This is a genomic window from Geobacter sulfurreducens PCA, assembly GCF_000007985.2.
GTDB classification, from domain to species: Bacteria; Desulfobacterota; Desulfuromonadia; order Geobacterales; family Geobacteraceae; genus Geobacter; species Geobacter sulfurreducens.
In genome coordinates this window covers 687,501-707,614 of sequence record NC_002939.5, presented here as the reverse complement: position 1 = coordinate 707,614, position 20,114 = coordinate 687,501, and the positions used below count along the sequence as shown (strand labels likewise).

Below are 20,114 nucleotides of genomic sequence, written 5' to 3'. Positions count from 1 at the left end.
TCCGGCAACGGGCACGCAAACGGCGCGGAGAATACTCTCCGCGCCGTTTGTCTATCCTGCTACCGCTTTTTCTCGAAGGTCCCGTCCACCAGCGTTGCTGTCACGCTCCCCACCGTGACCCTGGTTCGCGCCCGCACCGGAATGCGCTGCTCATCATCGGTGAGCCAGATATGCACCGTCCCCTTTCCCTCGAACACCCCCTCCGAATAGACCAGCGGCTGGATGACGATGGTCTCCACTTCACCCAGCACTGTTTTGAGCTTTTCCTTGCGCAGAACCCGCACCTCGATGAGCCGCTGGCGCTTGCTGTCCAGGATGTTCAGGTGGTGGGACGTTCCCACCTCCAGGGGGAGGTAGCGCACGTAGTAAAAACTGCCGTACACATCGATGGTATCGACCGGAATAGGGATATTCGCCTTTTCCCCGGTTTTGTGATCGGTAAACCGGGCCACTCCACGCTCATGTTCGAACACGATCTCCCGGTCCCGCCGCCGGTTTCCTTCCCGGGTCTGGAGCCGGTAGTGGCGGGCCAGACCCGGGAAGGGCGCCCGATGCCGGTCGTAGCTGCTCACGATTCGGTCCTCCACGGGAAAAAAGACCGATAGCCAGTCGTTGGACCGGGCAGTTGAAACGATCGTGCGGAGATCGCCCGCATCCGAAATCTCCTGGGTGGCCGTACCGACCGGAACGCCGGTCCACGACAACTCGTACACGAGCTTTTCGGGAACCTTCGGCGCTGCCCCGACCGTCGAGTTCCCCCACAGCACTACGACTGCCGCGGCAAGAACGGCATAGATCCTCATTCCCCCTCCTCCGCAAAACATCAACGTGTCCCCTCTTCGACCGGCATCCAGCGGGCCGGATCGTTCTTGCCCGCCCACGGCATTCAAGTATCCCACAATAAGACGTCGACTCAACCCCTTGACTCCGTTCCGGGCAAGGGCACAATTATTACCAGAGGGCTGTGATTGTTGGAGCGGCGTCACCGAATCGGCGCCCGAAAGGAGGAGGCCATGCCGGAAAAACTACTTGTGCCGTCCATCGAACAGAGAATCGCCGGAATGCTTGAAGTCACACGCCGCATGAAGGACGAGTCGGAGGGGAGAAAAAAAGGGAAAATCCGGCCGACGGTAACCATTTCCCGGGAGTTCGGCTGCGAAGCCTTTCCCATGGCCGAGCGGCTAAAGGAAATACTGGACCGGCAGTCGGGAGAGCCATGGGTAATTATGGACAAAGGGCTGCTGGAGGAGGCGGCGAAGCGACTTGATGTTTCAACGGAGGTCTTCAGCTCCCTCGGCCACCGGCCCCGCTTCCTCGACGACATGATCGCCACGCTCACGCCTCACTGGAAAAGCGAACGGGATTACTTCCGCATCCTCTGCGACCAGATCGCCTCTCTGGCTGACGCAGGCAACGTCATTCTCATCGGACGGGGAAGCACCGTGATCACCCAGAGTATGGCGAATTGCTTCCACTTCCGCATCTATGCCTCCCACGAATACAAGGTCCGCTCCATCGCCCGCAGGGCGAAACTGCCGCTCCAGGAGGCGGAGCACCTGGTGGAGCGGAAACAGAAAGAACGCGACCGCTTCATCCGCGACTTCCTCGACCGCGACATCAGCGATCTGAGCCTCTACCACCTGGCCATCAACAATGACCGGAACTCCTCGGACCTCATCGCCCGGACCATTGCCGATTATCTTGTTGCCAGGAAAAGCGGCTGAGCCTCTCATCGAACCGGGGGACGGGAAACCGCCCCCCGCTGTCGTTTACCTTGCATGCCCGCACGCGGCCCAGTATACTCGCCCCATGCTCACCTACCAGATCACGGACATCGATCATTGCCGTAGCGCCGAAAGTTTTCTGCGCAACCTCTTGCCTGCAGCCCCCTCCGCCTACATCCGGAAACTCATATCGGCCGGGCACCTGAAGATCAATGGCGGAGCCGTCGCACCCGACACCCTCCTCGCCGCCGGAAACACGGCAACCATCAAGGAAAGCGACCGCACCCGCCAGCTCCTTGCCGCCGCCAAGCCCCAACTCGACATCCTGTGGGAAGACGACTACTGCGTTATCGTCAACAAACCCGCCGGCCTGCCCGTCCATCGCACAGCCGAGGCCGGCGAGGCAAACCTGGTCGAACTGGCCGAACACTTCATGGCCGGACGCGGCACCGCGGTGAAACTGCGTCCGGTCAACCGCCTGGACCGCGGCACGTCTGGAGCGACAATCCTGGCGAAGAGCTCATCCAGCGCCGGCATGCTGGGACGCTATGTCAAGGAAGAGGGCCTCGACAAACTCTACCTGGCAGTGACCGACGGCAGCCTGCCCGACGCGGGCACGATCGACACCCCCCTGGACGGGAAAGACGCACACACTGACTTCCGCACCCTGGCCCGGGATACGGCCGTTTCCTTCGCCCTCGTCATTCCCATCAGCGGACGAATGCACCAGATCCGCAAGCATCTTTCCGCCATCGGCCATCCGGTGCGAGGTGACCGCCGCTACCGGGGCACCCTGTTGACGGGATACCCGGGCCATCTCCTTCACGCCTTTCGGGTCGCCCTCATCCATCCCGTTACCGGTCGAAAACTGATTGTCCATGCACCGCTTCCTCCTGCCTTCATTCAGTACCTGCCGACTGGGGCTCCCTTGGTGTGGCACGATCTCCTGAGAGAAATCGCCAGTCGTCCCGACTGAGCCGGGCTCCTGGCCCGTAACCCTTTTTCAATCAAAGAACATCGAGCATGTGACCACAAAGACCATTTAGCGTTATTCCTTTGCAATTTCAATGAGTTCAGCCCCCGCAGAATTACTTTTTTCTAATTGACTGAACCCCCCAGAAATGGCATAATCTCCCCGCTTTTCTCTTGGTTTGCTCCGGGATATTCCCGCGACTCACGCTCTCTTCCGTCCGGAAGCGGAGCACATACTATTCGTGCCAAACGCACAAAGGAGGAACGATGAACGCTGTACGACGTATCAGGCTCGTTGCCGTGTCGGCCCTGACCCTGGCCGCAACGCTCTGCCTGGGAACGCTCGACTCCCAGGCCGCTCAGCCCGCCGCCAAACTGGTGCAGGACGATTGCGTCAAGTGTCACATCCAGCCCCCGGCAGACGTGGCCAGCGCCGGTGCAGGCCACAAGAAGATCACCTGTTTCGACTGCCATGCCGGCCACCGTCCCCAGTCAAAGAACAACATTCCCCAGTGCAGCCAGTGCCACAGCGGCAAAAAGCACTATGAGCTGGCAAACTGTATGGGATGCCACACGAATCCCCACACTCCGCTCAACATCGTTCTGTCGGGCAATATCACCGACCCCTGCCTGACCTGCCACTCGCAGCAGATCTCGCAGCTCAAGGAATTCAAGAGCAAGCACACCAACCTCTACTGCTCCACCTGCCACAACGTCCACGGCAAAATCCCGGCTTGCACCCAGTGCCACAAGCCGCACTATGCCGAGCAGACCCAGGCAGACTGCAAGAAGTGCCACAAGGCTCACATGCCCAAGAACGTTGTCTACGGCAAAGAAGTGCCTAACAAGGATTGCGGCGCCTGCCACAAGAAAGCCGTCGACCTCCTGAGCGCCAGCACCGCCAAGCACAAGTCGCTCGCCTGCGTGTACTGCCACCAGGAGAAGCACAAGATGGTTCCGACCTGCCAGAGCTGCCACGGCACTCCGCACCCCGCTCCGATGATGGCAAAATTCGGCACCTGCGGCGACTGCCACAGCATTGCCCACGACCTGAACCACTGGTCTGCCCAAAAGGGTGAACCTGCCAAGGCCGCGCCGGCGAAAGACAAGAAGAAGAAGTAAACTTCGTCCGAAGTAAAACGCAAAGAGGGCCTGCACCCTGTTCGGATGCAGGCCCTCTTTGCGTTTGATCGGGGGATACGCCGGCCCCGCACGCTCCTCGTGCCGCCGCCCCGCATCGCCCCCCCTCCCGGCACGGCAACCAGATGGTTGCTGCGCGCCTGAGAACACAAAAAAAACGGCCTCCACAAGGAGGCCGTTTCGTCTACTGGTTATCAGGCGTTTTGTTATTCCGCCTTGGTCACCACGACTTTCAGGTTGGCGGCAACCTCCGGGTGAACCTTTACCACGGCGGTAAACTCGCCCACATGCTTGATCGGCTCGGCGAGCACGATCTTCTTCCGGTCGATTTCGACGCCCTGGGCCTTGAGCAACTCAGCGAGCTCCATGTTGGTGACCGAACCGAAGAGCTTGCCTTCTTCCCCTGCCTGGTGCGAAATGCTCAGGCTCAGCCCTTCGATCTTGGCGACAAGCAGCCGGGCCTGCTCAAGGACCTTGTTGCGCTTGTACTCCAGCTGACGCTTGGCGTGCTCAAGGGCTTTGGCGTTCTTTTCGGTTGCTTCGATGGCGAAATTGCGGGGGATCAGATAGTTGCGGGCATAGCCGGGTGCAACCTTGACAATATCGCCAATGTGGCCGAGATTTTCTACGTTTTCCTTCAGAATGACTTTCATGTCTTTCCTCCTAGCCTGTTTTACAGGTTTGTTGGGATTCGCGGTCTGCGGAAGTTGCCCCAGAGATCCAACAGTCCGAACAACGCCACCGCTACGACCAGATAGGCCTGCACAAAGAGCAGGAAATACAACAGATACCTCAGAAATGCCGGTGCGGCATAACGGTCGAACAGATGAATGATGATCGCCATGCCTTGAATGAAATAGAGAAACCCGGTCAGGACCAGTACGTTCAGGGCAATAGTCGTCACTGCGTCGTGGCCGGCCAGCAGGGCAAATCCCGCGCAAATCGGCAGCCAGACCAGATGATCGGGGTTCCGGTATTTCCCGAAGGAGCCCCCGGGAACCGCAAGGCCCAACCGGCGTCCGAACCGCTGGAGCAGAAGCAGGTTCAGCCCGCCGGCCATGGCAATCCCCACGACAAAGAGTGACGGATAGAGCTGAGCAAGCGATTTGGCTGCCTGCTCCATACCCTCGCGCAGTTCGTCGAGATCGGCACCGCTTACCCCACTCTTTTCATAAAGTTGAATCGCCTGGGTTATGCTGGATTGCAGCGACTCGGCGACTTGCCCCTCGACGGTGACGCCACGGGTTACCCCATAGCCGACCGCTGCGGCGGTAATGACTGCCACCGTCACGGCCACGGCTGATGCGAGAGCCCGTGCAGGGCCCCCGCCCATTGTGAGGAACCGCGGCAATGCCAGGGAGAAAATGCCCGCCTGCAACACGTACAGGAGGGCTCCTGCGGGGCCGGCAATCAGCATGAATATGAGCGCTGAGGCCAGCACAATAGCCAGCCCGGACCATTTGCCCCGCTTGAGATCATAGAGCAGGGCGGGGAGCGGTACTACCACCCCCGCAAGCATGCCGATAACCGGAAGTTCCAGGTAGGCGATGAAGAGCGCCACCGTTGCGATGCACCCTTTGACGATATCGAGCAGGGTGCTCCTGAGACTGTTCTCCATCTCCCGTGACGCTTAGGCGATGACGTGGGTCGACGCGATCGGAATCAGGGCAATGTTTCTGGCCCGCTTGATCGCCTCGGTGATCTCCCGCTGATGGGCGGAGCAGTTACCGGAGATACGGCGGGGAACGATCTTGCCGCGCTCGGTAATGAACGAACGGAGAACGCGGGGGTCCTTATAGTCGATCACCAGGGTCTTGTCAGCACAGAAGCGGCATACTTTCCTGCGCTGGAACGGTCTTCTCTTTCTCGGGCCACTGCCCCGCTGCTGGGGTCTTTCGGGCCGTTCGGTTCTCTCGGGTCTTTCGGTTCTTTCTTCGCTCATCTATGTGATCCTCCGTATGCTTATTCGGCTTCGACTGCAGGAGCGCTTTCGACGGGCGCAGCCTTCGGGGCGGGAGCGGCAGCCTCTTTTTCAAGCTTCACGCTCTGATAGCGCAGCACCTTGTCATCAAGACGCAGGCGCCGCTCCAGTTCGGCGATAAGAGGCGCGTCGCCGTCGAAGCGGACGTAGTAATACCGCCCCCGCACGCTCTTTTTCACCGGATAGGCAAGCTTTCTGACACCCCAGTCCTCAAGGCGGTGAAGAACCCCCTTGAAGGAACCGATGATGTCCGTCACCTTGGCAGTGAGCCCCTTGAGCTCGTCGTCGCCGAGTTCCGGCTGGACGATCACGATTGTTTCATACATCCTGACCATTCTACTTCCTCCTCACGGTTTGGTAGCCCCGGCTTCAGCCGGAGCAAGGAGTTGCAGCCCAAGCTGCAGTGGAAAAGTAATTATGTACTACAAAACGCCTTGAAGTTCAAGGAGAATATCCCGCATGACCGTAGGTGCGCCCCGCTCAGACGTTGAACCGGAAATGCATGACATCACCATCCTGAACCACGTATTCCTTCCCTTCGAGCCGCATGAGCCCTTTTTCCTTAGCCCCGGTCTCGCCGCCCGCCGCGATGTAGTCGGCGTAGGCAATGACTTCTGCCCGAATGAACCCTTTTTCAAAATCGGTGTGGATAACGCCTGCCGCCTGGGGCGCCTTGGTGCCGGTCGGAATCGTCCAGGCCCGGACTTCTTTTTTGCCGGCAGTGAAATAGGTGATGAGCCCGAGCAGTTCGTAGCCCATGCGGATCAGGCGGTCGAGTCCCGACTCGGCAAGCCCCATCTCCTCGAGGAACACCCGTTTTTCATCCCCATCCAGCTCGGCGATCTCAGCCTCGATCCGACCGCAGATGGTGACCACCCGCGCCCCCTCCCGCTCGGCCAGCTCTCGCACCTTGGCCACCGCCGGGTGAGCTCCGTCAAGGTCGTCCTCGGCCACATTGGCCACATAGAGCACCGGCTTGTCGGTCAGCAGATGGAGGTCCCGCAGCCAGGGGAGCTCTTCGTCGGCCACCTGGACGTGGCGCGCAGGGATTCCCTGCTCCAGGGCCGCCTTGAGGCGAGCGTAGAATTCGCTTTCCTCCTTGAGCCGCTTGTCACCGCTTTTCGCCTGCTTTTCGACGCGCTGCAGCTTTTTGTCGACGCTGTCCAGATCGGCAAGTGCCAGCTCGGTCTGAATGATGTCGATATCCCGCAAGGGATCGACGCTGCCGCTCACGTGCACCACGTTCTCGTCCTCAAAGCAGCGCACCACGTGGACAATGGCATCTACGGAGCGGATATGGCCGAGAAACTGGTTGCCGAGCCCCTCCCCCTGGCTGGCCCCCTTTACCAGGCCGGCTATATCGACAAACTCGATGGTGGTCGGCAGGATGCGCTCGGGGCTGACGATCTCCGCCAGCCGGTCAAGACGTACATCCGGAACCTGCACGATGCCGACGTTGGGATCGATGGTGCAGAAGGGATAGTTGGCCGACTCGGCCCCCGCCGAGGTAAGAGCATTGAAGATGGTCGACTTTCCCACGTTGGGGAGTCCCACGATGCCGCAGTTGAAACCCATGTGCATCCTTCCTTCAGGAAGATATCCGCCCCCCCTCGTTGTCAGGGGGCAAGAAGATCCTTGTTGTTATACAGACTCATGGTCTTGGGGAGTCCGGCTGTCAGGAGTGACTCCAGGAGGTCGAGGGTTCCGTCGAGCAGGTGGGCAAGATCCGCCATTTCGTCCTGACTGAAATTGGTCAGAACGTAATTCACCACGTCACCATGGACCGGCCTGCCGATCCCGACTCTCACCCGGACAAAGCCTGCTCCGCCAAGCTCCTGAACAAGGGAGCGGAGACCATTGTGCCCGCCGTGACCGCCCCCCTCCTTGACCTTGACACGGCCGAAGGGAATGTCGAGGTCGTCATGAATCACGATGGTGTCGCAAAGCGGAAGCTTGTGAAAACGGAGCGCCTCGGCCACCGAGCGCCCGGAAAGATTCATGTAGGTCTGGGGCTTGAGAAGGAGAAGCCGTTCGCCGTGCCAAGCCCCCTCACCGAAGACACCGGAAAAGCTCTTCCTGGTAACCGACGCACCGATGGCGTGGGCAAGACGGTCTAAAACCATGAAACCCGCGTTGTGGCGGGTCCATAGGTATTTCGGGCCGGGATTCCCCAGCCCGACGATCAGTTTTGTTGCCATGTGGTCGACGCGGCGTGAAGCCGTGCGGCGGGGTTATTCCGCCGCAGGAGCTTCTTCCTTTGCCTTTCCGTGGATGCTCACGATGGGAGTCTCGGGGTCATTGAGCACTTTGATCCCGGCAGGCAGAACAAGCTCGCTCACGTGAATGGAATGGCCGATGGCAAGATTGGTAACGTCGACGTTGATGGCCTCGGGAATCGCCGTCGGAAGGCACTCAACATCGAGGGAGTAGGTAACCACGTCGAGCATCCCGCCTTCCTTGACGCCGGCGGCGGTTCCGACCATAACCAGAGGCACGTGAACCTTTACCTTCTCGTCGAGCGAAATCCGGTGGAAATCCACGTGCAGGATGTCACCCTTGAGGGGGTTGCGCTGCATATCGGCAACGATGACGATATTGCCGTTGAGGCTGCCGCCACCCGACAGGGTGATGAGGCTGTTGAGCCCCCCCTCGCCGGCGATGGTTGCGGCGAGATCCTTGGCAGCGACCTTGACGGAAACCGGCTCGATCCCCTTGCCGTAAACCACGCCGGGCACAACATCTTGAGCCCTGAGCTTACGGGCAACGCCCTTGCCGTTCTTCTCCCTCAGTTCTATGCTCATCGTTTTCTGTTCCATTACATCCTCCAGTATCAGTCGTTACGTTATGGTCGCCAGATTACACAAACAGCGAGCTTACCGATTCATCCTCATGAATCCGCCGGATTGCCTCGGCAAGAAGGTTGGCCACGGACAGCACCTTTACCTTGCTGGTCTGCTGCTCCTTGTCGCCAAGGGGAACCGTGTCAGTTATCACTACCGCTTCGATGTCGGAATTGTTGATCCTCTCTATGGCCGGGCCGGAAAGGACGCCGTGGGTGGCACAGGCATAAATGGTCTTGGCACCGTGCTCTTTGAGCGCGCGGGCAGCCTGGGTGAGAGTTCCTGCCGTGTCGATCATGTCATCGAGAATAATGGCCGTCTTATCCGTCACATCGCCGATAAGGTGCATCACTTCGGCCACGTTGGGTCCGGTCCGGCGCTTGTCGATGACCGCCAGCGTACAACCGAGGCGCTTGGCAAAGGCCCGTGCCCGCTCGGTTCCACCAGCATCGGGGGAAACCATCACGATGGAGTTCTCGGGGAAGCGCTGCTTGAGGTGCTCGAGGATAACCGGTGCGGCATAGAGGTTGTCAACGGGGATATTGAAGAATCCCTGGATCTGCCCCGCGTGGAGGTCGACGGTTACCACCCGGTCCGCCCCGGCGGTGGTGATCAGGTCGGCCACCAGCTTGGACGTAATGGGTGTTCGGGGCGCGACCTTGCGATCCTGCCGGGCGTAGCCGTAATAGGGGATCACCGCCGTGATGGTTGCCGCCGACGCGCGCTTCAGAGCATCCATCATTATCAGGAGCTCCATGAGATTGTTGTTGGTGGGGGCGCAGGTGGACTGCACCACGTAGGTATCGCGCCCACGGACGTTTTCGCCGATTTCCACCATGACCTCGCCGTCAGAAAAGGTCTTGACGTTGGCTTTGCCGAGGGGAAGACCCAGGTTGGCGCAGATACTTTCCGCCAAGCTCCGGTTGGAATTGCCACTGAACACCCTGATTTTCTGATTCATGACCGCTGCCTTGCCACAAAAAATAATTTCCATCGGACGAGCCGGATGGAAATGAGTGGGTAAAGTGGCTGGGGTGCAAGGATTCGAACCTTGGAATGCCGGAATCAAAATCCGGTGCCTTACCGCTTGGCGACACCCCAACGTGCCGTATGTGCCGTGCCTGCCCGGGCTTCCGCATAGCCGGCACGGCTCCGCTCAGATTGTCCTGACCGCTGCGGCGAACCAACTCCGCGCGCGCATCATCTCGGCGGCTCGAACGGCTGCGTCCTCTTCCTCGAAGAGTGCAAAAACCGTCGGCCCGCTTCCCGACATGAGGGAACCGAGCGCCCCGGCGGCGAGAAGCTCACGCTTGATCTCGCCGATAACCGGATACCGCGGGATAGTGACCGATTCAAGGTCATTGGAGAGAATCGCGCAGACCTCCGCGACACTCTCGAAGAAACGGGGAATTTTAACCCTGGCGGCCTCACCTGTCAATTGCAAATTTTGATAGACCCATGCCGTCGAAACGGGAACATTGGGATTGACCACCACAATCCAGGCGGCGGGCACTCGGTCGATGGCGGTCAGCTCCTCGCCGATCCCTTCGGCCAGGGCTGTCCGGCCGAAGATGAAAAACGGCACGTCAGCGCCGAGGGTGACGCCGATCTCCCGGAGACGCTTTTCGGGCAGATCCAGTCCCAGCAGCTCGTTCACCCCCATGAGCACCGTCGCCGCGTCACTGCTTCCGCCTCCCAGGCCGGCCGCCACCGGAATCTTCTTGGTTATGGAGATATCAATACCAGGCTTGTCGGCGGACAGGGCGAGCAGGGCGTCAGCAGCGCGCCAGGCAATATTGCCGGGCCCATCAGGCACCCCCTCGCGGCCGCAGACCACCCGAATGCCGGGCCCGTCCGTGAGGCAGATCTCTATCTCGTCACAGAGATCGATCCGCTGCATGATCATCCGCAAATCATGGTAGCCGTCGGGGCGCCGCCTCAGAACGTCGAGGCGGTAATTGACCTTGGCCGGGGCCTTGAGCGTCAGCTTCTTCACGTCGCATCCACCTGGGGAAAAATGGAAAGATTTTTTTGTAAAGCAAAAGCCCGGGTAACGCAAGGGGAAATCACCTCAGTCACCCATCCCCTCCGAGAGAGTCACAAACCGCAGCCCCCTGGTCCGCAGCAGGGGGATTGCAGCCTCAACGCCGGCGGCGGTTCCGCTCTCCGGATGATTCATATGGAGTATAACCACATCACCGGGTGTCGCCGCCAGCAACGCCCGTCGGACCTGCTCGACAGAGAAGGTTGCCCCGGCATCACCTAGGACCGAAAAGCCGGCCACCCGATGCCCAAGAACGCCGGCGACCTCCACGGCAACCTCATCATAGTAGGCGGTCCCGGAACGGAAGAATCGGGGTCTCCGACCGGTCACTTCCTGGATGCGGCGTGCATTGAGCTCTATTTCGTCAACCAGTGCGGCGACATCGGCCGTGCCGGCAATACCGTAGGCCGACCGCCCCGCGACCGAGGCAGGGCGATGCCGGTCGCCATGGTTGGCGATCTCGAACAGAGGGTTTGCGGCCAGTCGCCGGAACTCGCCAGGATTTGCCTCTATCCAGCGACCAGTGACAAACAGGGTTGCCGGGACTCCTTCCCGCTCCAGAAAGGCGATAAGGCGGCTGTCGATCCCTTTGCCCCGGGCGGTTCCGCAGGCGTCCAGGGTCAGGGCAACCCCATTGGTGCCAGACCGAAGATGCGTAATAACACCTGCAACCCGTTCGCCCCACTGGGTCGGTGCTCGTCCGGCAAATCGCTCAACCACGCGCTGCCGCAGAGCGGCATAACCGTCGTCGCCTCCCTCTCCCGCCTCGACCGCTGTCACCGGCCGACTCACGGCAAGCAGAACAATGACTGCCACTAATGCCCTTGCTATCGTACATATCCGTCGTGCCGTCACGCTGATCACCTCGCCCAGTCAGGTACTGCCAATAGTAACGCCTCTCAAGGCACCCTGAAACAAAAAAAGCGGGCTTCAGGAATGAAGCCCGCTGATGCGCTCTAATCGGTGGCGAAACTATTTCTTCGTGATGACAAGCTCCTCCCCCGACACGGACAGGTCGACCCTGACCGTATCCCCTTCCTGAAACTTTCCTTCCAGAAGCGCCAGGGCCAGCGGGTCTTGGATCTTTCGCTGGATCGTCCGCTTGAGGGGCCGGGCACCGTAGGCGGGGTCATAGCCCTCGCGGCTCAGGTATTCCCGGGCCTTGTCGCTCAGTTCAAGGACGATGCGCCGATCAGCGAGTCGCTGCTTCAGACATTCCACCTGGATATCGACGATCTTCTTGATCTGCTCAAGGGGAAGCGCATGATAGATCACGATTTCGTCGATGCGGTTGAGGAATTCTGGTTTGAATCCCTCCTTGAGCGTCTCGGTGACCATGGCCTTCATGCGTGCGTAGTCGCTGGAACCGTACTGCTGAATCCATTGGGAACCAAGGTTGCTCGTCATGATGATGACCGTGTTGCGGAAATCGACAGTACGCCCCTGCCCATCGGTGAGCCGCCCGTCGTCCAGCACCTGGAGGAGCACATTGAAGACCTCCGGATGAGCCTTTTCGATCTCGTCGAAGAGGACGATGGAATAGGGTCGCCGCCTGACCGCCTCGGTAAGCTGCCCCCCTTCTTCGTATCCCACATAGCCCGGCGGAGCGCCGATGAGTCGGGCAACGGTGTGCTTTTCCTGATACTCGCTCATGTCGATGCGAACGATGGCCTGGTCGTCGTTGAACAGGAACTCCGCCAGGGCCTTGGCGGTTTCGGTTTTGCCGACACCGGTGGGCCCCAGAAACAGGAACGAGCCAATAGGGCGATTGGGGTCCGAGAGACCGGACCGGGCCCGGCGGATGGCGTTTGCCACCAGGACGAGTGCCTCATCCTGGCCGACGACCCGGGTTATCAGCCGGTCCTCCATATGCACCAGCTTGTCCGCCTCGCCCTCCATCATGCGGGAAACCGGAATACCGGTCCACCGGGAAACGATCTCGGCCACCAGCTCGCCATCCACTTCCTCCGGCAGCATCTTTCCTTCCTTGCGGATATCCTCCAGCTCCGCGCTCCTGTCGGCGATTTCTTTCTCGATAGCCGGGATCTCACCGTAGCGGATCTCAGCCGTCCGGGCCAGATTGCCTTCGCGCTCGGCCTTTTTCGCTTCTTCCCTCTTCTCTTCGAGCCGTTGCCTGAGCGAACTTACCCGGCCGATGATATCCTTCTCCCGCTGCCAGTGCCCCTTGAGCTCGGCCGACTTAGCCTTGAGTTCCTCCAGTTCGTCGGCGAGTTTTTTCAGCCGCTCCAGAGAGTGAGGATCTTGGCTCTCCCGCAGCAAGGCCTGTTTTTCGATCTCCAGTTGAATGATCCTCCGCTCAACCTCATCGATTTCCGTAGGCATGGAATCGATCTCGATCCTCAAACGTGAGGCGGCCTCATCGATCAGGTCGATTGCCTTATCGGGGAGAAAGCGGTCGGTGATGTAGCGGTCCGACAGGGTGGCGGCCGCAATGATGGCGCTGTCCTTGATCCTTATGCCGTGATAGTTCTCGTACTTTTCCTTGAGCCCGCGCAGGATCGCGATAGTGTCCTCAACCGACGGTTCGCCGGTATAGACCTGCTGGAACCGCCGTTCAAGAGCCGCGTCCTTCTCGATGTACTTGCGATATTCATTGAGCGTCGTGGCACCGATGCAGTGGAGCTCTCCCCGGGCAAGCGCCGGTTTGAGCATGTTGGACGCATCCATGGCCCCCTCGGCAGCACCGGCCCCGACCAAGGTGTGAAGCTCGTCGATGAACAGGATCACCTTGCCCTCAGACTTGGCCACCTCCCTGATGACCGCCTTGAGGCGCTCCTCGAATTCACCGCGGTACTTGGCACCGGCAATGAGCGCACCCATATCGAGAGCAACGAGCCGCTTATCCTTGAGGGTCTCAGGCACATCACCGGAGACGATCCGCTGCGCAAGCCCCTCCACGATGGCGGTCTTTCCCACCCCAGGCTCACCGATCAGGACCGGGTTGTTCTTTGTTCGCCGGGACAGCACCTGGAGCACCCGCCGGATCTCGTCGTCGCGGCCGATAACCGGGTCGAGCTTTCCCTGACGGGCCAAATCGGTCAGGTCGCGGGCATACTTGGCCAAGGCCTGATAAGTATCCTCGGGGTTCTGGTCGGTAACCCGCTCTCCCCCGCGGATCTCCATCAGGGCCGCCAGGACGTTATCCCGGCTGACTCCTGCATCAAGAAGCGCCCGGGCTGCCGCGCACTGCCGGTCGGCAAAGAAGCCGAGGAGGAGATGCTCGGTGGAGACGAATTCATCCTTCATGGTATCGGCTTCGCGCTGGGCCGCGTCGAGAATCCGGTTGAGGGCCGGCGACAGATAGGCCTGGGCCGTGGCCCCGCTCACCTGGGGAAGCCTTTTCACCAACACATCCGCAGCGCTCCGCAGTGCGGCCGGTGCACCTCCCACTTTCTGAATGATCGGGGCAATGAGCCCCCCTTCCTGCTCAAGGAGCGAGACCAGAAGGTGCTCCGGCTCGATGGAGCCATTACCCTGCCGTGCGGCCAGTTGCTGGGCTCCGGCCAAGGCTTCCTGGGTCTTTATGGTCATTTTCTCAGGTCTGATCATTGGGCGCTCTCCTTTCCTGTTTCAAGGAAAACATAGGCACGCCCGGGGAGGAAGTCAAGGACGGGTAAGAGAAGGTTTTCGGCGGAGGATGGATGCTGACGGACCGCTAGTGGAGCGAAATAAGGTCGAACTCCAACTGTTTCCAGTTCTCCCGCTTAATCTTGGGACCGGGATAGTAGCGGGGGCAGGAGGAAATGACAACCGCAGCGGCCTGCTTGCACGGGCGGCGGCAGGAAAGACAGAGCTTATTGGCTTCGGGCTTCCGTTTCATGGTGACCTTCGCTAGGGTGTCCGGAGCAATCTCCATATTTGCCATGGCAACAGAATGTGACGAAAAAAGGGAAGGCGGCGTTGCCGCCGCCTTCCTTGGCACAATCAGGCAATTTTGCGGGTCCAGCCGAAGGTGTCGGGAATCCGGCCCGTCTGGATGCCGGTAAGGGTATCATAGAGTTCCCGGGTGATCGGCCCTACGCCACCGTCGCCTACGGTCACGCTCTCGCCCTTGTACGCCAGGATTCCAACGGGACTGACGACAGCGGCAGTGCCACTGCCGAAAGCCTCGGTCACCTTGCCGGCACGAATATCGGCCATGAGATCGTTCACGTCAATCAACCGCTCTTCAATGGTGTAACCGCGGCTCGCGGCCAGTTTCAGAACCGAGTCGCGGGTAACGCCGTTCAGAATGGTGCCCGTGAGAGGCGAGGTGACTATGGTCTTGCCGTAGGCAAACAGCATATTCATAGCCCCAACCTCCTCGATGTAGCGACGGTGGACCCCGTCAAGCCAGAGGACCTGGTCAAACCCCTTCTTTTTTGCCTCAAGGCCGGCCCTGAGCGACGAAGCATAATTGCCGCCTGTCTTGGCTTCACCGGTGCCGCCGGGCACGGCGCGGACATACTGGTCTTCCACCATGATTTTCACCGGATTGAATCCAGAGGCGTAATAGGCGCCCACCGGTGAAAGAATCACAAAAAAGTAGTAATGATCGGCAGGTTTCACGCCGAGAGCCGGCTCCACGGCAATCATTGCGGGGCGGATATACAGGGAAGTCCCCGCGGAGGCCGGTATCCAGTCGCGCTCGAGCGCCACCAGTTGCTCGATGCCGCCGATGAAAAGATCTTCCGGCACCTCGGGCATGCAGAGACGCTCTGCTGAATGATTGAAGCGGCGGGCATTCATTTCAGGGCGAAAGAGTGCTATGGAACCATCCGCCCACTTATACGCCTTGAGTCCTTCAAAAATCTCCTGGGCATAGTGAAATACCGCACAGGCAGGATCCAGCGAAAACGGAGCATAGGGCTCAATTCGCGCATCGACCCAGCCCTGCCCGACTTTCCATTCGGCAACAAGCATCCGGTCGGTAAAAAGACGACCAAAGCCTAGAGCTGTTTCGTCAGTGGCCTTGTGCTTCTTCTGCTCAGCGGGAAGTGGTGCAACTCTGATTTCCATCTTCAGGACCTCCGTTAGCCAGCGCCAAGCGTCGGCTCAGTTTATATAAATCGGTTTATCACAGCATCCCAGACGCGGCAAGATGTTTTGCGCTGCCAGCCATGAGGCAGATCGCTCTCGGTGTGTCTGCCGGAGGCACCCTGTGCCCCATCATACGCCAACAGGGCTTTCATCTATCAAGGAAGAAATGGGCTACCTACCCGCTTGATTTTTAACACCCTACTTGTTACATTATTAGCACTCAGACGTACCGAGTGCTAATAACATCACGGTGGGAGGCGCGCATATGTCGATGAGCTTACCTGTTGTAGCGGATAGCCTTACCGTCTACCTGAGAGAAATCAGAAAATTTCCCGTCCTCACTCCTGAGGAGGAATACCGGTTTGCTGTTAAATTTTACGAGGACAAGGACCTGGAAGCGGCCCACTCTCTCATCACTTCGAATCTTAGATTCGTTGTCAAGATCGCAGCCGAGTATCGTTCCTATGGACTGAAAATGCTCGATCTCATTCAGGAAGGCAACGTCGGTCTGATGATGGCAGTACGTAAATTTAATCCCTACAAAGGGATACGTCTTATCTCCTATGCGGTCTGGTGGATCCGCGCATATATACAAAACCATATCATATCGGCATGGAGCCTCCTGAAGATAGGCACCACCCAGGCGCAGAAGAAGCTGTTCTTCAAGCTGAATCAAGCAAAAAACGCGATCAAAGGGCTCACGGGCACCGACGACATCGAAGCAACAGCGACCTCGCTCCACGTGAAAGAGTCCGAGGTCCTCGAAATGGACCAGCGGATGCGCGGTGACTTCTACCTCGACGCAGAAATCAAGAATGGCGACGGACTCACCATCCTGGAAACACTGGCTGACGAGCGGCAAAACCAAGAGGACACTCTGGCAGAACTCCAAGAGTCCGAGTTGCTCAAGCAGCATATCGCCGGTGCTCTCGGCAAACTTAACGAGAAGGAGCGTTTTATCGTCGAGCAGCGCGTGACAGCCGATACTCCGCTCACCCTTCAGGAGATCGCCGATCGATTCTCGATCTCCCGCGAACGTGTGCGCCAAATTGAAGAGGCTGCTCTCCGTAAAATTAAATCATATCTTATCCCCATTATTGCAGAGACGCGACCGGTCTGACCATTTCGTCACACTCACGGCCCCACTCCTGAACGGGTGGGGCCTTTTTACATTACACCCGAGGGAACCGCATGCTTACAAGTGATCAACAAGAGCGATATGCTCGCCACCTCATTCTTGAGGGAGTAGGCCCGGAAGGACAAGAAAAGCTCCTTAACGGTAAAGTACTCGTAATCGGCGCCGGCGGTCTCGGCTCACCGGCAGCTTTTTACCTGGCAGCCGCCGGTGTTGGAACCATCGGCATCGCCGACTCGGATCGAATCGAACTCTCAAATCTTCAACGCCAGATTATCCATTCCACTGCCGGCATCGGCCGCCTCAAAGTCGAATCGGCACGTGAAGCGATGTGCGAACTGAACCCCGACGTCCAAGTCCGAACATACCCGGTGAGAGTAGACGATGCTATCCTTCCGACCATACTCGCCGACTATGACTTCGTAATCGATGCCACCGACAATTTTGCCTCAAAGTTCTTGATCAACGACGCGTGCGTCCGTGCGGGCAAATCATTTTCGCATGGGGGTATCTTGCGCTACGCAGGGCAGACCATGACAGTGCATCCCCACCGGTCGGCATGCTATCGATGCCTCTTTGAGGAAGAGCCTTCGTCGGAGATAGCAACCAGTTGTTCGCGAGCAGGTGTAATGGGAGTATTACCGGGAGTGATAGGGTCGTTGCAGGCGACGGAGGCATTGAAGCACGTGATGGGAGTAGGGGAGTTGCTGACGGGACGCATGCTGACGTACGACAGTTTAGCGCTGCGATTTCGGGAGGTAGCGGTAGGCCGGCGGAGGGGCTGCGGAGCATGTGGACAGTAGCGGTGGGTCGAATGTAAGAAACCCCCTGCTCCGGAAGGGAGCAGGGGGTTTGGAAAAAATCCCGGCGGCGACCTACTTTCCCACACAGCTGCCCGTGCAGTATCATCGGCCCAGAGGGGCTTAACTTCCGTGTTCGAGATGGGAACGGGTGTGACCCCCTCGGCATAGCCACCGAGAAACGGTATAAATGTATCTAAGTCAATTGCATTGATCGAGATTGTGAAGGGTAGATGGTGGGGGTGGTGTTAGCACCCCCGTATGAATAAAGCTCGGAAGTAAATTATGGTCAAGCCTCACGGCCGATTAGTACCGGTCAGCTGAGCAGGTTACCCTGCTTACACACCCGGCCTATCAACGTTGTGGTCTACAACGGGCCTTCAGGGGACTCGCGTCCCGGGGATACCTAATCTTGAAGGAGGCTTCCCGCTTAGATGCTTTCAGCGGTTATCCTTTCCGTACATAGCTACCCAGCGAATGCTCCTGGCGGAACAACTGGAACACTAGAGGTACGTCCATCCCGGTCCTCTCGTACTAAGGACAGCTCTTCTCAAGTATCCTGCGCCCACGGCAGATAGGGACCAAACTGTCTCACGACGTTTTAAACCCAGCTCGCGTACCGCTTTAATTGGCGAACAGCCAAACCCTTGGGACCGACTTCAGCCCCAGGATGCGATGAGCCGACATCGAGGTGCCAAACCTCCCCGTCGATGTGAACTCTTGGGGGAGATCAGCCTGTTATCCCCGGAGTACCTTTTATCCGTTGAGCGACGGCCCTTCCATACAGAACCGCCGGATCACTAAGGCCTACTTTCGTACCTGCTCGACGTGTCTGTCTCGCAGTCAAGCTCCCTTATGCCTTTGCACTCTACGGCTGGTTTCCAATCAGCCTGAGGGAACCTTCGCGCGCCTCCGTTACGCTTTGGGAGGCGACCGCCCCAGTCAAACTACCCACCAGACAGTGTCCCCGACCCGGATGACGGGCCTGGGTTAGACATCCAAAACAACCAGGGTGGTATTTCAAGGTTGGCTCCACCGAAACTGGCGTCCCGGTTTCACAGCCTCCCACCTATCCTACACAAGCTATTCCGAATGTCACTGTCAAGCTGTAGTAAAGGTTCACGGGGTCTTTCCGTCTTGCCGCGGGTACTCGGCATCTTCACCGAGAATTCAATTTCGCTGAGCCACTGGTTGAGACAGCGCGGAAATCGTTACGCCATTCGTGCAGGTCGGAACTTACCCGACAAGGAATTTCGCTACCTTAGGACCGTTATAGTTACGGCCGCCGTTTACCGGGGCTTCGGTTCAAAGCTTCGCTTGCGCTAACAAATCCCCTTAACCTTCCGGCACCGGGCAGGCGTCAGACCCTATACATCGTCTTGCGACTTAGCAGAGTCCTGTGTTTTTAGTAAACAGTCGCTACCGCCATTTCTCTGCGACCCTCTTCGGCTTCACGTGCGAATCGCTACACCTAGTGAGGGCACACCTTCTCCCGAAGTTACGGTGTCAATTTGCCGAGTTCCTTAACCAGTGTTCTCTCAAGCACCTTAGGACATTAATCCTCACCCACCTGAGTCGGTTTACGGTACGGTCACCTGCCGCCTGAAGCTTAGAGGCTTTTCTTGGAAGCATGGGATCAACGACTTTGTGGGGATACCCCCTCGTCATCACGCCTTGGCGTTGTATGGAAGAAGGGATTTGCCTCCTCTTCCCGCCTACACGCTTGAACCGGGACGTCCAGCACCCGGATCGCCTACCCTTCTCCGTCCCCCCATCGCAGCGACAAGTGGTACAGGAATATTAACCTGTTTCCCATCAACTACGCCTTTCGGCCTCGCCTTAGGGACCGACTAACCCTCAGCAGATTACCTTTACTGAGGAACCCTTGGGTTTTCGGTGTGCGGGTTTCTCACCCGCATTTTCGCTACTCATGTCAGCATAATCTCTTGTGATACCTCCAGCCGTCCTCGCGGTCGACCTTCGCAGGCTTACACAATGCTCCCCTACCGCTGATACCTTAAGGTATCAACCCGTGGCTTCGGTACCATGCTTGAGCCCCGTTACATTTTCCGCGCAGACCCACTCGACCAGTGAGCTATTACGCTTTCTTTAAAGGGTGGCTGCTTCTAAGCCAACCTCCTGGTTGTCTGGGCATTTCCACATCGTTTTCCACTTAGCATGGATTTTGGGACCTTAGCCGACGATCTGGGCTCTTTCCCTTTTGACTACGGATCTTATCACCCGCAGTCTGACTCCCGTGATAACAGTTAGTGGTATTCGGAGTTTGATTGGGTTTGGTAATCTGGTAGGACCCCTAGCCCATTCAGTGCTCTACCCCCACTACTTACTTCACGAGGCTATACCTAAATATATTTCGGGGAGAACCAGCTATCTCCGAGTTTGATTAGCCTTTCACTCCTATCCACACCTCATCCCCT

19 protein-coding genes, 1 tRNA gene and 2 rRNA genes (1 of these 22 only partly in view) are annotated in these 20,114 nt (G+C 58.5%); 5 read left to right on the top strand and 17 right to left on the bottom strand.

All coding sequences use genetic code 11. From position 1 onward, the window contains the following. Window positions 1–59: 59 nt before the first annotated feature. Complete coding sequence (locus GS_RS03355; protein ID WP_010941333.1) at window positions 60–803, bottom strand: DUF3108 domain-containing protein; 744 nt, start codon at window positions 801–803, stop codon at window positions 60–62. A gap of 210 nt (window positions 804–1,013) precedes the next feature. Between GS_RS03355 and GS_RS03350 the strand changes: the two genes are divergently transcribed. The 3 genes from GS_RS03350 (at window position 1,014) to GS_RS03340 (ending at window position 3,818) form a co-directional block, all read left to right on the top strand. Then, complete coding sequence (locus GS_RS03350; protein ID WP_010941332.1) at window positions 1,014–1,724, top strand: AAA family ATPase; 711 nt, start codon at window positions 1,014–1,016, stop codon at window positions 1,722–1,724. A gap of 85 nt (window positions 1,725–1,809) precedes the next feature. Next, the gene (locus tag GS_RS03345; RefSeq protein ID WP_010941331.1) at window positions 1,810–2,700 is read left to right on the top strand and encodes an RluA family pseudouridine synthase; all 891 of its coding nucleotides are present in this window, start codon (window positions 1,810–1,812) and stop codon (window positions 2,698–2,700) included. 263 nt (window positions 2,701–2,963) lie between these two features. Beyond that, the gene (locus GS_RS03340) at window positions 2,964–3,818 is read left to right on the top strand and encodes a cytochrome c (protein WP_010941330.1); all 855 of its coding nucleotides are present in this window, start codon (window positions 2,964–2,966) and stop codon (window positions 3,816–3,818) included. A gap of 224 nt (window positions 3,819–4,042) precedes the next feature. Here the strand turns inward: GS_RS03340 and rplI are convergent, their stop codons facing one another. From rplI to GS_RS03275, 14 genes are all read right to left on the bottom strand, one after another. Beyond that, window positions 4,043–4,489, bottom strand: a complete 447-nt coding sequence (gene rplI, locus GS_RS03335) for a 50S ribosomal protein L9 (RefSeq protein ID WP_010941329.1) — start codon at window positions 4,487–4,489, stop codon at window positions 4,043–4,045. A gap of 20 nt (window positions 4,490–4,509) precedes the next feature. Continuing rightward, a complete protein-coding gene (locus GS_RS03330; protein ID WP_010941328.1) occupies window positions 4,510–5,454 on the bottom strand; it encodes a YybS family protein in 945 nt (314 codons plus the stop codon). A gap of 12 nt (window positions 5,455–5,466) precedes the next feature. After that, entirely contained in the window at window positions 5,467–5,778 is a 312-nt protein-coding gene (gene rpsR, locus GS_RS03325) for a 30S ribosomal protein S18 (protein WP_010941327.1), read from the bottom strand. Window positions 5,779–5,798: 20 nt separating this feature from the next. Beyond that, window positions 5,799–6,152 (bottom strand): 30S ribosomal protein S6, encoded by a 354-nt coding sequence (gene rpsF / locus GS_RS03320; protein WP_010941326.1) that lies wholly within the window; start codon window positions 6,150–6,152, stop codon window positions 5,799–5,801. Window positions 6,153–6,297: 145 nt separating this feature from the next. Next, window positions 6,298–7,392 carry a redox-regulated ATPase YchF gene (ychF, locus tag GS_RS03315; RefSeq protein ID WP_010941325.1) on the bottom strand — a complete coding sequence of 365 codons (1,095 nt, stop codon included), beginning with the start codon at window positions 7,390–7,392 and terminating at the stop codon, window positions 6,298–6,300. Between the two features lie 41 nt (window positions 7,393–7,433). Further along, window positions 7,434–8,015 (bottom strand): aminoacyl-tRNA hydrolase, encoded by a 582-nt coding sequence (pth, locus tag GS_RS03310; protein WP_010941324.1) that lies wholly within the window; start codon window positions 8,013–8,015, stop codon window positions 7,434–7,436. A 33-nt stretch (window positions 8,016–8,048) separates the two neighbouring features. Next, a complete protein-coding gene (locus GS_RS03305; protein WP_010941323.1) occupies window positions 8,049–8,633 on the bottom strand; it encodes a 50S ribosomal protein L25 in 585 nt (194 codons plus the stop codon). 40 nt (window positions 8,634–8,673) lie between these two features. Next, window positions 8,674–9,618: a ribose-phosphate pyrophosphokinase gene (locus GS_RS03300; RefSeq protein ID WP_010941322.1), complete on the bottom strand. Its 945-nt coding sequence runs from the start codon at window positions 9,616–9,618 to the stop codon at window positions 8,674–8,676. Between the two features lie 65 nt (window positions 9,619–9,683). Continuing rightward, window positions 9,684–9,758, bottom strand: a tRNA-Gln gene (locus GS_RS03295). A gap of 55 nt (window positions 9,759–9,813) precedes the next feature. Next, a complete protein-coding gene (gene ispE, locus GS_RS03290) occupies window positions 9,814–10,653 on the bottom strand; it encodes a 4-(cytidine 5'-diphospho)-2-C-methyl-D-erythritol kinase (RefSeq protein WP_010941321.1) in 840 nt (279 codons plus the stop codon). A gap of 75 nt (window positions 10,654–10,728) precedes the next feature. Continuing rightward, a complete protein-coding gene (locus GS_RS03285; RefSeq protein ID WP_232008963.1) occupies window positions 10,729–11,517 on the bottom strand; it encodes a polysaccharide deacetylase family protein in 789 nt (262 codons plus the stop codon). 156 nt (window positions 11,518–11,673) lie between these two features. Further along, complete coding sequence (clpB, locus tag GS_RS03280; protein ID WP_010941319.1) at window positions 11,674–14,271, bottom strand: ATP-dependent chaperone ClpB; 2,598 nt, start codon at window positions 14,269–14,271, stop codon at window positions 11,674–11,676. 106 nt (window positions 14,272–14,377) lie between these two features. Continuing rightward, window positions 14,378–14,542 carry a hypothetical protein gene (locus GS_RS17390; RefSeq protein WP_010941318.1) on the bottom strand — a complete coding sequence of 55 codons (165 nt, stop codon included), beginning with the start codon at window positions 14,540–14,542 and terminating at the stop codon, window positions 14,378–14,380. Between the two features lie 104 nt (window positions 14,543–14,646). Continuing rightward, a complete protein-coding gene (locus GS_RS03275) occupies window positions 14,647–15,720 on the bottom strand; it encodes a branched-chain amino acid aminotransferase (RefSeq protein WP_010941317.1) in 1,074 nt (357 codons plus the stop codon). Between the two features lie 286 nt (window positions 15,721–16,006). Here GS_RS03275 and rpoH point away from each other — a divergent pair, with 286 nt between their 5' ends. After that, window positions 16,007–16,861 carry an RNA polymerase sigma factor RpoH gene (gene rpoH / locus GS_RS03270; protein ID WP_010941316.1) on the top strand — a complete coding sequence of 285 codons (855 nt, stop codon included), beginning with the start codon at window positions 16,007–16,009 and terminating at the stop codon, window positions 16,859–16,861. A gap of 71 nt (window positions 16,862–16,932) precedes the next feature. Next, complete coding sequence (locus tag GS_RS03265) at window positions 16,933–17,679, top strand: HesA/MoeB/ThiF family protein (protein ID WP_010941315.1); 747 nt, start codon at window positions 16,933–16,935, stop codon at window positions 17,677–17,679. A gap of 59 nt (window positions 17,680–17,738) precedes the next feature. On the opposite strand, the gene rrf is transcribed toward GS_RS03265, so the two are convergent. Together rrf and GS_RS03255 are read right to left on the bottom strand one after the other, a co-directional pair. Then, a 5S ribosomal RNA gene (gene rrf, locus GS_RS03260) occupies window positions 17,739–17,855 on the bottom strand. A gap of 106 nt (window positions 17,856–17,961) precedes the next feature. After that, window positions 17,962–20,114, bottom strand: a 23S ribosomal RNA gene (locus tag GS_RS03255) (it continues 805 nt past the right edge of the window).

Excerpts from the sequence above, each read along its gene's own strand:
- GS_RS03355 (WP_010941333.1), bottom strand. The coding sequence starts at position 803 with ATGAGGATCTATGCCGTTCTTGCCGCGGCAGTCGTAGTGCTGTGGGGG.
- GS_RS03350 (WP_010941332.1), top strand. The coding sequence starts at position 1,014 with ATGCCGGAAAAACTACTTGTGCCGTCCATCGAACAGAGAATCGCCGGA.
- GS_RS03345 (WP_010941331.1), top strand. The coding sequence starts at position 1,810 with ATGCTCACCTACCAGATCACGGACATCGATCATTGCCGTAGCGCCGAA.
- GS_RS03340 (WP_010941330.1), top strand. The coding sequence starts at position 2,964 with ATGAACGCTGTACGACGTATCAGGCTCGTTGCCGTGTCGGCCCTGACC.
- rplI (WP_010941329.1), bottom strand. The coding sequence starts at position 4,489 with ATGAAAGTCATTCTGAAGGAAAACGTAGAAAATCTCGGCCACATTGGC.
- GS_RS03330 (WP_010941328.1), bottom strand. The coding sequence starts at position 5,454 with ATGGAGAACAGTCTCAGGAGCACCCTGCTCGATATCGTCAAAGGGTGC.
- rpsR (WP_010941327.1), bottom strand. The coding sequence starts at position 5,778 with ATGAGCGAAGAAAGAACCGAAAGACCCGAGAGAACCGAACGGCCCGAA.
- rpsF (WP_010941326.1), bottom strand. The coding sequence starts at position 6,152 with ATGGTCAGGATGTATGAAACAATCGTGATCGTCCAGCCGGAACTCGGC.
- ychF (WP_010941325.1), bottom strand. The coding sequence starts at position 7,392 with ATGGGTTTCAACTGCGGCATCGTGGGACTCCCCAACGTGGGAAAGTCG.
- pth (WP_010941324.1), bottom strand. The coding sequence starts at position 8,015 with ATGGCAACAAAACTGATCGTCGGGCTGGGGAATCCCGGCCCGAAATAC.
- GS_RS03305 (WP_010941323.1), bottom strand. The coding sequence starts at position 8,633 with ATGGAACAGAAAACGATGAGCATAGAACTGAGGGAGAAGAACGGCAAG.
- GS_RS03300 (WP_010941322.1), bottom strand. The coding sequence starts at position 9,618 with ATGAATCAGAAAATCAGGGTGTTCAGTGGCAATTCCAACCGGAGCTTG.
- clpB (WP_010941319.1), bottom strand. The coding sequence starts at position 14,271 with ATGATCAGACCTGAGAAAATGACCATAAAGACCCAGGAAGCCTTGGCC.
- GS_RS17390 (WP_010941318.1), bottom strand. The coding sequence starts at position 14,542 with ATGAAACGGAAGCCCGAAGCCAATAAGCTCTGTCTTTCCTGCCGCCGC.
- GS_RS03275 (WP_010941317.1), bottom strand. The coding sequence starts at position 15,720 with ATGGAAATCAGAGTTGCACCACTTCCCGCTGAGCAGAAGAAGCACAAG.
- rpoH (WP_010941316.1), top strand. The coding sequence starts at position 16,007 with ATGTCGATGAGCTTACCTGTTGTAGCGGATAGCCTTACCGTCTACCTG.
- GS_RS03265 (WP_010941315.1), top strand. The coding sequence starts at position 16,933 with ATGCTTACAAGTGATCAACAAGAGCGATATGCTCGCCACCTCATTCTT.